Origin of the sequence: Shewanella subflava (genome assembly GCF_025971955.1) — a bacterium.
Taxonomy (GTDB): domain Bacteria; phylum Pseudomonadota; class Gammaproteobacteria; order Enterobacterales; family Shewanellaceae; genus Shewanella; species Shewanella subflava.
Map to the genome: position 1 here is coordinate 268,828 of NZ_JAPDMX010000028.1, position 12,857 is coordinate 281,684.

The window sequence follows — 12,857 nt, forward strand, 5'->3', positions numbered from 1 at the left end:
AACATTCGATTATATTTGTTTTAATGTTCTGGTATAGACTCAAAGGATCGATTTTTAGGAGTTACAAATGGAAAAAGCACTTAGAAACTTTCTGAGCCAAGAGTCTGCAGGTGGGATCATTTTAATGATCTCTGTCGCCTTGGCCATGATTTTAGCAAATTCACCACTATCTGGTTTGTACGAAGGTTTTTTAAATACTGAGGTACAAGTCCGTGTCGGTGCACTAGATATTGATAAGCCACTATTGTTGTGGATTAATGATGGCTTGATGGCACTATTTTTCTTGTTGATCGGTTTAGAAGTTAAGCGCGAACTATTAGAAGGGGCGTTATCAACAGCAGCAAAAGCTTCTTTACCTACTTTTGGCGCTATCGGCGGGATGCTATTCCCCGCGCTATTTTATTTGATGTTTAATTATTCAAACCCTGCAACTCAAGTTGGTTGGGCTATTCCTGCCGCGACTGACATTGCTTTTGCTTTGGGTATTATGGCGTTGCTAGGCAATCGCGTTCCAGTCGCATTAAAAGTATTCTTATTAGCGTTGGCGATCATCGATGACCTTGGTGTGATTGTCATCATTGCACTGTTCTATAGTACCGATTTATCAATGCTGAGCTTGATTATTGCGGCGATTGCGATTGGACTAATGGTTTTATTAAATCGTAAAGGGGTTACATCATTAACACCTTACGGATTACTCGGGTTCATTCTTTGGGTTGCAGTATTGAAATCTGGGGTACATGCTACATTAGCAGGCGTGATTATCGCATTCTGTATTCCGTTAAGAGCTAAAGATGGCACATCGCCTTCAGAGCACTTAGAACATAGCTTACATCCTTGGAGTACGTTCTTAATTTTGCCAGTGTTTGCATTTGCTAATGCGGGTTTATCATTGGCTAATATGACTTTTGCCTCTTTTGCTGAGCCCATTACCATTGGTATTATTTTAGGTTTAGTGTTGGGCAAACCGATTGGTGTATTACTGTTTAGTTTTGTTGCGGTTAAGCTTAAATGGGCAGAATTACCACCGGGTATAGGTTGGAAACATATTGCTCCTGTGGCGGCTATGTGTGGTGTTGGTTTTACCATGTCAGTTTTCATTGCTTCACTTGCATTTGAAAATTCACCAGCAGCGTTTGGTGACTTTGCTAGATTAGGCATTTTGACGGGTTCATTACTTGCGGCTTTATTGGGGTACTTCTGGTTAGACAAAGTGTTACCGAAAAAAGGAGCCAAATAATGAAAACGTTATCTGTTGTTGCTTTAGTGGCAAGCATAGGGGTATATGCCTCCCCAGTTTCTGCAAGCGCGTTTGATGTGTGCTTAACCGATTCAACTAGCCAAAGCTGTACAAGCTATCTTGAAGGTGTAGTTGATGGTGCGTTAATGTACCGTAAAGACGTGCCCGCAAAGAAAGTGGAAGCCAATAGCTACGAGTCTAGGGCATTAAAGTATCGTGCTGGAAAACGCTATCAAACGGCTAACAGTAAATATTGCGTCAGCCAAGTACCAATTAAAGGTGACATTGTAGATGCTTTATCTGAGCAGGTTGCAATGGATAACGTTTCAAACAGTGATGAACTTGAGTTGGTCATTAATTCATTGATGGATTGCCGTAAGCAGTAATGCATGTTTACTTATCAAAAATCGCTCACGCTCGTGGGCGATTTTTTTTAGATAGGGGTTTGCATGCTGTGGTTGATATTCTGCTAAGTTGCCAACTTAACCAGAACGAGTGACAGTTGGCTTATTTACTAAAGCGTATTCTTTAAAAGGCGTATGTTATGCAGCATCTTAATTATAATCACCTTTATTATTTCTGGATGGTTAAGCGCAAAGGGTCAGTCGCTAAAGCTGCTGAAGCACTGTGTTTAACACCACAAACCATAACAGGACAAATGCGCTTACTCGAAAACCGATTAAAAGGCGCATTATTTAAGCGTGTTGGACGTAATTTGGAAGCAACAGAACTTGGTGAAGTTGTGTTTCGCTATACCGATAAAATGTTTAACTTGAGTTATGAAATGCTCGATTTGCTCAATTATCAAAAAGACACATCGTTGCTCTTTGAGGTTGGCATTGCTGATGCGCTCTCAAAAGCGCTCGCTAGCCGAGTATTGTTAACGGTTATTCCACACGATGGTTCGATCCATTTAGCATGTTATGAATCAACCCATGAGAGTTTGATTGCACGTTTACGTGAGCATAAATTAGATATGATATTATCGGATTGCGCCGGTGAATCATTAAAATACAGCGATATTTTATCTAAAAAATTGGGGGAGTGCGGTGTCAGCTTTTTTTGTGCTCATCCTATCGATGCCCCATTTCCTGCTTGTTTAGAGCAAGAAAAATTATTGATCCCCGGGATCCGTACTTCACTTGGTCAACAATTGCATAGCTGGTTTGCTGAGAAAAATCTGAATGTGAGTATCTTAGGTGAGTTTGATGATGCGGCCATGATGAAAGCTTTTGGCTATTTCAAACGCGGAATTTTTGTTGCCCCGTCTATTTATCGACATGATATACTTTCGCAAGGAATGGTTTTATTAGGTGAAACCACCGATATTAAAGAAGAATATCATGTCATGTTTGCTGAGCGAATGATTCAACATCCTGCCGTAAAAAGCTTACTTGAAACAGATTTTACCGATTTATTTTTAGGGTTAGATCAACAAGTACAAGATTTTGATAATCGTTTAGGATTCGCTGATTAGCCATGGTGGTTGATCCTCATTATTGCAGGAGTATGTGTTGGAATTAATGAATATAGCGAGAGTTCGCTGGGCTTGTCGTCGCGGAATGCTAGAACTTGATGTATTGTTTCAACCCTTTGTTGAGGCACATTATCAACAATTACCCGATCATGAAAAACAGACATTTATTCGCTTATTAGAATGTGAAGATCCTGAACTATTTGCATGGTTCATGGGGCATGAACAATGCCCCGATGTCGATTTAGCGGCCATGGTGATAAAAGTTCGTGGACGCCCAGCACCATAATCAAGCTGGAAATTCCCCTCGCACAAGTCTCTTTGTGTTGAGGGCATCGTTTCATCAATATCTCTGTTACTGGCTAATATTTGCTGTCGTGATGACCAGTTTTATCGCGTGGCCAAACTTGAATTCAACTTTATTAACGATTTGTTTTTATGGATGTATGTCAGCTGCCATCATAGTGTTTATTGGACAACTGCGTCGATTAAGGCATTGGCAATGTCAGATAGTATTAGATGGACGTTCAGGCGGTCGGCTTGGGACAGAAGACGGGTTTAAATTAGCTAAACCGGCTTTTATTTGCCCTTTATTTTGTCTGCTTTATCTTGAGTTTGATGATCACTCACGGCAAATCTGTTGTGTGTGGGCGGATATGCTAGACGACACTCAGTATCGTACTTTATGTCGTCTTGCAAAGCAGTCTAGTTAATATAAACCTCGTATCACTACTTGCTCTCGTGTGACTATTTTACTGATAACAGCGTTAAATTGTCCTAACAATATATTCCTTTGGAATATATTGTTAGGTAAAGCTCAGCACATTCATTTGGGCTGCAAAATAGTTGGCCCTGAATTTTCAAGCAGTTTAGGGTAATCAATATTATAATGTAGGCCTCTACTTTCCTTACGCTCCATTGCACAGCGAATAATCAGTTCAGCCACTTGCACTAGGTTTCGTAATTCCAGTAGGTTATTACTCACACGGAAGTTAGAATAATATTCTTGGATTTCTTGTTGCAACATCATACAGCGTCTAAGTGCCCGCTCTAATCGTTTATCCGTTCGGACTATGCCAACATAATCCCACATAAACAGTCTGAGCTCATGCCAGTTATGCGCAATGACGACTTCTTCATCAGAGTTGCTGACCTTACTTTCGTCCCAGTTAGGTACATTCATCGGCATTTTAATTTTTTGAAGCTGACTTTCAATATCCTGAGAGGCCGCTCTTGCAAACACCAAGCATTCTAATAACGAATTGCTTGCTAGACGATTAGCGCCGTGCAGTCCGGTATAAGCGACTTCGCCTATCGCATATAAGCCAGTTAAATCAGTTTGGCCATGTAAATCTGTCATCACACCACCACAGGTATAATGAGCTGCAGGTACCGCCGGAATAGGCGATTTAGTGATGTCAATTCCTAACTCTAAACAACGCTGATAAATCGTCGGGAAATGTTTAATAATAAAATCAGCAGGCTTATGGCTAATATCCAGATACACGCAATCTGAACCCAAGCGTTTCATTTCATAATCAATTGCCCTTGCAACGATATCGCGAGGAGCGAGTTCTGCGCGTTCATCAAATTCTGGCATAAAACGACTGCCATCTGGGCGGCGAAGATAAGCACCTTCTCCCCTTAATGCTTCTGATAACAAAAAGTTTTTGGCTTCAGCATGGTATAAACACGTTGGGTGGAATTGATTAAACTCCATATTGGCCACGCGGCAACCTGCGCGCCAAGCCATAGCAATACCATCACCACTGGCAATGTCTGGATTAGAGGTATACTGATAAACCTTTGAACATCCCCCTGTTGCTAGTGCCACAAATTTTGCCGTAATGGTTTCGACGTGTTCTTTATCTCGATTCCAAACATAGGCACCAAGCACACGGTTACCTGGGCGATTAAGTTTTCGAGAGGTAATTAGGTCAATTGCATTATAGCGCTCTAATACGCGAATGTTAGGGTGGGCAAGGGCGCGTGCTTGTAGTGTAGTTTGTACCGCTTTGCCTGTCGCATCAGCAGCATGCAAAATACGACGATGACTATGGCCGCCTTCTCTGGTGAGGTGATAAGGCGCATCTTTTTGATTATCTGACGTTTCTTCTTTATCAAAAGCCACACCGCAATCTATCAGCCACTGCATCGATGCTTTGGCATTTTCAGCGGTATAAGTGACTACGGCTTTATCACATATTCCTGCACCTGCTATTAGGGTGTCATTTACATGGGATTCAATCGTGTCATCTTCATCAAATACGGAAGCAATGCCACCTTGGGCATAGAGGGTTGAGCCTTCAGCTAAAGGACCTTTAGAGAGGAGAATGACAGAAGATGTTTCTGCCAAATGAAGTGCTAAAGTGAGCCCAGCCGCACCGCTACCTATCACCAAAATGTCAGATTGGTATTCAACTGCTTGTGTCATCGGGTATCATGGGTAAAGAAATGGTTCAGTAATGGTAAATCAAAACACCATACTTGGGTACATTAAGCCGATATTTTGTTCGTGCTATTTAGTGTTTATTTGGCATAAAGCCAGCAAAATGAATTTTTTTTTATATTTTATCGAACTTTTATCGAAATGCTCTGTCTACTTATATGAACAGGATTCGAGCGACTGAATATCAGTGATACAGATTTAGGAGTAGTCGGCTCGGATGAGTGGACAATATAGTGATCAACAATTAGTTGAGCGTGTACAGCAAGGCGATAAAAACGCTTTTAACCTGTTGGTAATGAAATACCAAAACAAAGTAATGAGCCTGATTGGACGATACGTTCGTAATCAAGCGGATGTAGCTGATGTTACGCAAGAAGCTTTTATTAAAGCTTACCGTGCACTTGCTAATTTTCGTGGTGATAGTGCTTTTTACACTTGGTTGTACCGAATAGCCGTGAATACGGCAAAGAATTTTCTGACTTCTCAAGGCCGTAAAGCGCCTGCGAATGATGTTGATATTGAAGAGGCTGAATACTATGAAGGCAGTGATGCTTTAAAAGAGTTCGCTTCACCAGAGCGTTTGTTGATGAAAGATCAAATGAGTAAAGTGATATTTGATACGCTCGATAAACTACCTGAAGAATTAAAAATGGCGATATCTTTACGTGAATTAGATGGTATGAGTTACGAAGATATTGCCAACATCATGGATTGTCCCGTTGGTACGGTGAGATCGCGAATATTTCGTGCTCGAGAAGCAATCGATAAACAGCTCCAGCCTCTACTGGAAAAGTAATAGCCTTGTTATTAAGATAGGTGAAAAATGGTTAAATCAAGTCAAGAGTGGGTATCTGCAGCAGTTGATGGCGAGGTTGATGCGCAAACATTAACTCAACTTGCATCTGATGTTGATTCTCATCAAGAGTGGCAACGTTATCACATGATTGGTGATACGATGCGTGGTGAACTTCCCGCGGCCATCGACTTAGATATTACAGCAAGCATTGCAGCGGCTATTGAGTTAGAACCAACTATTATGGCCCCTAAAAATAGCCCTGCGATAGAAGTTCAAGGTGTTGAGTCCAAGACACCTAAGACCTCTAATGTGGTTTCGCTGTTTAAGCAGTTTGGCCAATATGCCATTGCCGCTAGTGTTGCTTTAGTTGCCATTGTGGGTGTGCAGTCTTACGATCAATCTCAAGATGTTGAGTCTCCATTACCCGTGTTTAATACCCGCCCGTTAGTGGGCACTATGTCTCCAGTTAGTTTACAAACGGGTCCGGTCACTAATCAGCAAGGTTATACAAACGAGCAAGTGCTTGAGCAGCGCAAACGTATCAACGCATACATTCAAGATCACATGCTGCAACAACGCTTAAACCCAGGTGTTCAAGTTGAGCAAGCTAACCAAGCTGAAATCAACCAATAACTTTTATTCTCCCTACAGCAATGGTTCAATAGGCCATTGCTGATTTACTTTCTAGGAGTTAGCTTGCGCCTTTTCCTGCTAGCACTGTTAATCATTTCCCCTTTTAGTCATAGTGAAGAATTGTCAGCAAAAGATTGGCTTGTCAACATGAGCCAAGCCCTTAGCGAAACACAGTTCAAAGCCTCAGTTGTTCAAATTCAAGCTGATCATGTGCGTCCTTTGGTATTTTTACAAGGTACGGTAGATGAAAAGCGAATAGCCTATTTAGAATATCTCAATGGTCCGCCCAAAAATGCGGTTAAAGTGAATAATACCGTTACTTTTTTAGAGCATGACCAACCCCCATACAGTGTTAACGCCAACCTGATTCAAGGTGTTTGGCCGGTATCTTTATATGGTGACATTAGTAAACTAGAGCAGGGGTATCAATTTGTATTAGGCGGTCGCAGCCGTATTGCAGGTCGCGCGGGGCAATTGATTCGATTTATTGCCAAAGATGAATATCGTTATGATGCGCAAATCTGGCTTGATTTAGAAACCTATTTACCTTTGCGATATGACACGCTGAATCGTGACAAGCAGTTACTCGAACAGACCATGGTTATCGAGCTTATTGAATTTACTGACTCTCCCAGTATTTTAGTTGAGGCGAGTAAGCACGATTGGCCAGAAGTGATCAAACAAGCCGATCGTAAAGATGCACAAGATTGGCAGTTCACTTGGTTACCGCAAGGTTTTAGCATGGTTGTAAGCGATAATCATCGTTTAATTGGTATTCATGAACCGGTTGAATATATTGCGTTAACCGATGGTTTAGCGAATATTTCAGTTTACGTTGCTAGAGCGCCAGAGGCTCCTATGCCTGAAGAGTTAGTCACCCGAAATGGTTTATCAATGGTGGTGGAAAAAGTCGGTAATGCTGAAGTGGTTGCCTTAGGTAAAGTCCCCAGTCAAACTTTAGAGCGCATTGCTAGAAGTTTAGCGTTAAAATAGTGCTTTCATTGCCCATTAACCATAAGCAAATAGATATGCCTAATCAACCAACGCCCTCAGTTCGCGAACTAAAGCCAAGTCCTTTATTGGAGGAGTTGGCTAAAGTGGTTGATTACCAACCTGGCTGGGTAATGGTCGAAGTTGAGTTAAAAAGCGCCTGTAATCACTGCGCTAATAATGAAAATTGTGGTACATCGGCTGTGGCTAAAGCTTTTTCGGTTAAAACCCAGCGATTTTCTATTGCCAGTGACCAAGCATATAACAAAAACGATATGTTGAAATTGGGCCTTCCAGAAAGCGTCATCATTCAAGCAGCAGCATTGGTTTACCTACTTCCTTTGTTAGGATTGTTTTTATTTGCAGGTATAGGGCATTTATTCGCGCTTGTCCTTGAAATCGATACTAACCTTAGTGCGATGACGCTTGCCCTGTTAGGTGCCGTATTGAGTTGGCGTGTAGGTAAATATTTTGCCCATAAAATTGAAGCCAACGCACAACCCGTTATCATCAGTAATTTAGGCCAGCAGGTTGAATTATTCCGTCAGGTTTAGTCATTTCAATTTAATTGAGCCTTTGTTTTTAGACAATTTTAGGCTTGATTGGGATATGGATGATGAATCTGATTGGTATTAGCACCCTAATCAGGTACAATTTCACACCATATTTTTCACCCTTTTTAGTAGTAGTCATTGCCTCATAATGAAACACATTAGAAACTTTTCAATTATTGCCCATATCGACCACGGCAAATCCACCTTATCGGATCGTCTTATCCAGTTTTGTGGCGGCTTAAGTGACCGCGAGATGGCTGCTCAGGTTCTCGATTCAATGGACATTGAACGTGAGCGTGGCATTACCATTAAAGCCCAAAGCGTGACTTTGGACTATAAAGCTAAAGATGGAAATACCTATCAATTAAACTTCATTGACACCCCTGGGCACGTAGACTTTTCATACGAAGTGTCGCGCTCACTAGCCGCCTGTGAAGGCGCATTGTTAGTGGTAGATGCTGGTCAAGGTGTTGAAGCGCAAACGTTGGCAAACTGTTATACCGCATTAGATATGAATCTTGATGTGGTTCCAGTACTAAACAAAATCGATTTGCCTCAAGCAGAGCCCGATAGAGTGGCTGCAGAGATTGAAGACATTGTGGGTATTGATGCCATGGATGCTGTGCGCTGCTCAGCTAAAACCGGTGTTGGTATTGAAGATGTTCTTGAAGAAATTGTAGCCAAAATCCCTCCACCAGAAGGCGATGAAAATGCCCCTTTACAAGCGCTGATCATTGACTCTTGGTTTGATGCTTATTTAGGTGTGGTGTCTTTAGTTCGTATTAAACATGGTGTACTAAAGAAAGGCGACAAGTTTAAAGTGATGTCAACTGGACAAAACTATAACGCGGATCGCGTCGGTATTTTTACGCCAAAAGAACAGGACGAACCTGAACTACGAGCAGGTGAAGTGGGTTATGTTATCTCAGGTATCAAAGAGATCCATGGTGCACCAGTAGGTGATACATTAACTCATGCTAAACACGGTGCAGAAAAACCACTTCCAGGCTTTAAAAAAGTGAAGCCACAGGTTTACGCGGGTGTTTTCCCTATTTCGACTGATGAATACGAAAACTTCCGTGAAGCATTGAATAAATTATCACTAAACGATGCTTCACTGTTTTTCGAACCTGAAACCTCTGGTGCGTTAGGTTTTGGCTTCCGTATCGGTTACCTTGGCTTATTGCACATGGAGATCGTGCAAGAGCGTTTAGAACGCGAATATAATCTAGACTTGATCACCACTGCACCAACGGTAGTTTATGAAGTTGAAATGACTAACGGCGATGTGATCTATGTTGATAATCCATCTGATTTACCCCCACTGAACAACATTGAAGAAGTGCGGGAGCCGATTGTTGAAGCGAACATACTCGTACCCAAAGAATATTTAGGTAACGTTATTACCTTATGTATTGATAAACGCGGCATGCAAACAAACATGGTTTATCATGGCAATCAAGTTGCAGTAACTTACCACATTCCAATGGCTGAAGTGGTAATGGATTTCTTTGACCGCTTAAAGTCAACGAGCCGTGGTTATGCATCTCTTGAATATAACTTCATTCGTTTTGATCCTGCTGATATGGTGCGATTAGATATCCTTATTAACGGCGATCGAGTCGATGCACTGGCGATGATTATTCACCGCACGAATATTCGTCATCGTGGTTTAGCCCTTGTTGAAAAGATGAAAGAGCTTATTCCACGACAGATGTTTGATATCGCAATTCAAGCTGCGATTGGCAGCCAAATTGTTGCGCGTTCAACAATTAAAGCACTACGTAAAGACGTTACAGCTAAATGTTATGGTGGTGACGTTTCGCGTAAGAAGAAACTGCTTAATAAGCAGAAAGAAGGTAAGAAACGTATGAAGCAGGTGGGTAATGTTGAGGTACCTCAAGAGGCATTCTTAGCAGTATTAAAGTTAAATGATTAATCATAATTAACCCAATTGCTTCTAAGATAACGCCGCATTTAGCGGCGTTATCGTTATAATAAATCTAATTTATCTGCAAATTTTTTCAGTATTGAGTCGTCGAAATTGGCTTACACTGTTTGTTGAGATAATAACCGTTAAAGTGTAAGACTTATATTTAGGAGTTCTATCAGCAATGGCAGCTCACTTTTCTACCATTCTCGTACTCGTCACCCTTATCAGTGGTCTGATTTGGCTTATTGACGTGGTATTTTTTGCCCCTAAACGCAAAGAGAAATTGGCTTTAGCTCAATCGGGATCAAAACAACTCAGTGATGAAGCGATTGATAAAATTATTCGTGAGCCAATGTTAGTCGAAACAGCACACTCTATTTTTCCAGTGATTGCATTTGTAATGATTCTGCGTTCATTTATTTATGAACCATTTCAAATACCATCAGGGTCTATGATGCCAACTTTGCTAGTGGGTGATTTTATCTTAGTTGAAAAATTCAGTTATGGTCTAAGGGATCCTGTATGGCGTACCAAATTAGTCGAAACGGGTGAGCCTGAACGTGGTGATGTATTTGTCTTTAAATACCCAGAAAACCCTTCAATTGATTACATAAAACGTGTTGTTGGATTACCTGGTGACACGGTCACTTATCGTAACAAGCAATTGAGCATTCAGCCTAAATGTAGCACTGATAATGTGTGTCCTGAGCCGTTAGTCATTGAACATGTTGAACTTAACCAAGGTGAGTTCACCCAAGAAAATGTACCATTAACCCGTTACACAGAAACGACCTCAGGTTTTGCGCATGATATTTTAATCAATCCATCGCGTCCTGATTTTAGACAGCATTTTTATCAACAACCTGGTACTCAAATCGGTGAGTTTATTGTGCCTGAAGGGCAGTATTTTGCTATGGGTGATAATCGAGATAACAGCACTGATAGTCGTTTTTGGGGCTTCGTGCCAGAAGCTAATCTTGTTGGTAAAGCGGTGGCTATTTGGATCAGTTTTGAGTTTGATCGCCAAGCAAGTGATTTTTTACCAACATGGGTACCCAGCGGAGTGCGTTTCGAGCGAACGGGTGGAATTAAGTAATGGAACCAATTAAAAACTTACCTAGACTTTGTCGTACCTTAGGTTATGAATTTAAAGATATTAACTTACTTACCCAAGCCTTAACTCATCGAAGTGCGGCAAATAAGCATAACGAGCGTTTAGAGTTTTTAGGGGATTCGATTTTATCAATTGTGATATCAGACGCGTTATACCATCAGTTTCCTAAAGCCACAGAAGGAGACTTAAGCCGTATGCGTGCAACCTTGGTGAAAGGCGATACACTTACCTTGATTGCCAAAGAGTTTAAGTTAGGTGATTACCTCTATTTAGGCCCTGGCGAGCTTAAAAGTGGGGGTTTTAGACGGGAATCAATTTTGGCTGATGCTGTTGAAGCCATCATTGGTGCCGTTTATCTTGATGCCAATATTGATGCCTGCCGTACACTATTATTGAGCTGGTACGAGCAACGTTTAGCTAAAATTAAGCCAGGCATTAATCAAAAAGATCCTAAGACTATTTTACAAGAGCATCTTCAAGGTTTTAAAAAGCCATTACCCGATTATCAAGTGGTGAAAGTTGAAGGTGAAGCGCACGATCAAACCTTTACGGTTGAGTGTCGTATTACGGATTTAGCTGATGTCGTGATTGGCGTAGCAAGTTCAAGAAGAAAAGCTGAGCAGCTAGCCGCCGCTCAGGTGTTGGAGTTACTGAACAAATGACCAAGAAAAATGACTTGCCAGATCAACAAGCACCGGCAGATAAAGAGCCAAGCTTAAATGAGTTATTGTCGAGATTGAACCTTGCCGCACCCGAGGCCGCAGCTCAGTATGATGTGACTTATTGTGGCATGGTTGCCATTGTTGGCCGTCCCAATGTGGGCAAGTCTACTTTACTGAACAAATTACTTGGCCAAAAAGTCAGTATTACTTCTAAAAAGCCACAAACAACACGTCATCGTATTATGGGGATCCACAGTGATGGCCCAAAACAAATCGTTTTTATTGATACCCCAGGTTTACACATTGAAGAAAAACGTGCCATTAATCGCTTAATGAACCGTGCAGCGGCCAGTTCATTAGCGGATGTGTCTATGGTGATTTTTGTTGTTGATGGCATGACTTGGACTGCTGACGATGAAATGGTTTTACAAAAGATCAAACATCGTAACGATGACCGCAAAATTGTGTTGGCCATCAACAAAGTGGATAACATCAAAGATAAAGAAGCCTTATTCCCTTATTTAAGTGAACTGGGCAAAAAATTTGATTTTGATGAGATTTTGCCTATTTCAGCCAATAAAGGCACTAACGTGCAGCGTATTTTAGAGTTGGCGCAAACATCATTGCCAAAAGCGCCGTTTTACTTTCCTGAAGATTATGTGACCGATCGCTCACAGCGCTTCATGGCATCTGAAATTGTCCGTGAAAAACTCATGCGTTTTTTAGGAGATGAATTACCTTACGATTGCACCGTTGAAATTGAGCAATTTAAAATGATGGACAATGGCGTTTATCAAATTAATGCCCTGATTTTAGTCGAACGTGATGGCCAAAAACGTATGGTGATTGGCAACAAAGGTGAACGTATTCGTACTATCGCCACCCAAGCCCGATTAGATATGGAAACACTATTTGATAATAAGGTATTTCTTGAGATTTGGGTCAAAGTTAAATCAGGTTGGGCTGATGATGAACGTGCGCTGCGTAGCTTAGGTTATGGTGAAGACTAAGC

General features: G+C 41.3%; 14 protein-coding genes. 13 read left to right on the forward strand and 1 reads right to left on the reverse strand.

What is annotated here, in order from left to right:
- Positions 1 to 67 precede the first annotated feature (67 nt).
- From nhaA to OHT75_RS12890, 5 genes are all read left to right on the forward strand, one after another.
- Positions 68 to 1,240: a Na+/H+ antiporter NhaA gene (nhaA, locus tag OHT75_RS12870; RefSeq protein WP_264727229.1), complete on the forward strand. Its 1,173-nt coding sequence runs from the start codon at positions 68 to 70 to the stop codon at positions 1,238 to 1,240.
- Positions 1,240 to 1,626: a hypothetical protein gene (locus OHT75_RS12875; RefSeq protein WP_264727231.1), complete on the forward strand. Its 387-nt coding sequence runs from the start codon at positions 1,240 to 1,242 to the stop codon at positions 1,624 to 1,626. The genes nhaA and OHT75_RS12875 overlap by 1 nt, the downstream gene beginning before the upstream one ends.
- Before the next feature lie 158 nt (positions 1,627 to 1,784).
- Entirely contained in the window at positions 1,785 to 2,717 is a 933-nt protein-coding gene (gene nhaR / locus OHT75_RS12880; protein ID WP_264727233.1) for a transcriptional activator NhaR, read from the forward strand.
- Positions 2,718 to 2,754: 37 nt separating this feature from the next.
- The gene (locus tag OHT75_RS12885) at positions 2,755 to 3,003 is read left to right on the forward strand and encodes an FAD assembly factor SdhE (RefSeq protein ID WP_264727235.1); all 249 of its coding nucleotides are present in this window, start codon (positions 2,755 to 2,757) and stop codon (positions 3,001 to 3,003) included.
- A gap of 34 nt (positions 3,004 to 3,037) precedes the next feature.
- Positions 3,038 to 3,427 carry a protein YgfX gene (locus OHT75_RS12890; protein ID WP_264727757.1) on the forward strand — a complete coding sequence of 130 codons (390 nt, stop codon included), beginning with the start codon at positions 3,038 to 3,040 and terminating at the stop codon, positions 3,425 to 3,427.
- Positions 3,428 to 3,540: 113 nt separating this feature from the next.
- Here OHT75_RS12890 and nadB read toward each other — a convergent pair whose 3' ends face one another.
- Positions 3,541 to 5,148: an L-aspartate oxidase gene (gene nadB, locus OHT75_RS12895; RefSeq protein ID WP_264727237.1), complete on the reverse strand. Its 1,608-nt coding sequence runs from the start codon at positions 5,146 to 5,148 to the stop codon at positions 3,541 to 3,543.
- A gap of 232 nt (positions 5,149 to 5,380) precedes the next feature.
- Between nadB and rpoE the strand changes: the two genes are divergently transcribed.
- The 8 genes from rpoE to era all read left to right on the forward strand — a co-directional run bounded on the left by rpoE (position 5,381) and on the right by era (position 12,855).
- A complete protein-coding gene (rpoE, locus tag OHT75_RS12900) occupies positions 5,381 to 5,959 on the forward strand; it encodes an RNA polymerase sigma factor RpoE (RefSeq protein ID WP_188841302.1) in 579 nt (192 codons plus the stop codon).
- 27 nt (positions 5,960 to 5,986) lie between these two features.
- A complete protein-coding gene (locus OHT75_RS12905) occupies positions 5,987 to 6,592 on the forward strand; it encodes a sigma-E factor negative regulatory protein (RefSeq protein WP_264727241.1) in 606 nt (201 codons plus the stop codon).
- A 63-nt stretch (positions 6,593 to 6,655) separates the two neighbouring features.
- Positions 6,656 to 7,585 carry a MucB/RseB C-terminal domain-containing protein gene (locus tag OHT75_RS12910; RefSeq protein WP_264727243.1) on the forward strand — a complete coding sequence of 310 codons (930 nt, stop codon included), beginning with the start codon at positions 6,656 to 6,658 and terminating at the stop codon, positions 7,583 to 7,585.
- Positions 7,586 to 7,620: 35 nt separating this feature from the next.
- Positions 7,621 to 8,136, forward strand: a complete 516-nt coding sequence (locus OHT75_RS12915; protein ID WP_264727245.1) for a SoxR reducing system RseC family protein — start codon at positions 7,621 to 7,623, stop codon at positions 8,134 to 8,136.
- Between the two features lie 148 nt (positions 8,137 to 8,284).
- Positions 8,285 to 10,075 (forward strand): translation elongation factor 4, encoded by a 1,791-nt coding sequence (gene lepA, locus OHT75_RS12920; RefSeq protein ID WP_264727248.1) that lies wholly within the window; start codon positions 8,285 to 8,287, stop codon positions 10,073 to 10,075.
- A gap of 175 nt (positions 10,076 to 10,250) precedes the next feature.
- On the forward strand, positions 10,251 to 11,165 hold the full coding sequence (gene lepB / locus OHT75_RS12925) for a signal peptidase I (protein WP_264727250.1): 915 nt from the start codon (positions 10,251 to 10,253) through the stop codon (positions 11,163 to 11,165).
- On the forward strand, positions 11,165 to 11,845 hold the full coding sequence (gene rnc, locus OHT75_RS12930) for a ribonuclease III (RefSeq protein ID WP_264727252.1): 681 nt from the start codon (positions 11,165 to 11,167) through the stop codon (positions 11,843 to 11,845). Before lepB ends, rnc begins: the two co-directional genes overlap by 1 nt.
- Positions 11,842 to 12,855 (forward strand): GTPase Era, encoded by a 1,014-nt coding sequence (gene era, locus OHT75_RS12935; protein WP_264727254.1) that lies wholly within the window; start codon positions 11,842 to 11,844, stop codon positions 12,853 to 12,855. The genes rnc and era overlap by 4 nt, the downstream gene beginning before the upstream one ends.
- Positions 12,856 to 12,857: the final 2 nt, after the last annotated feature.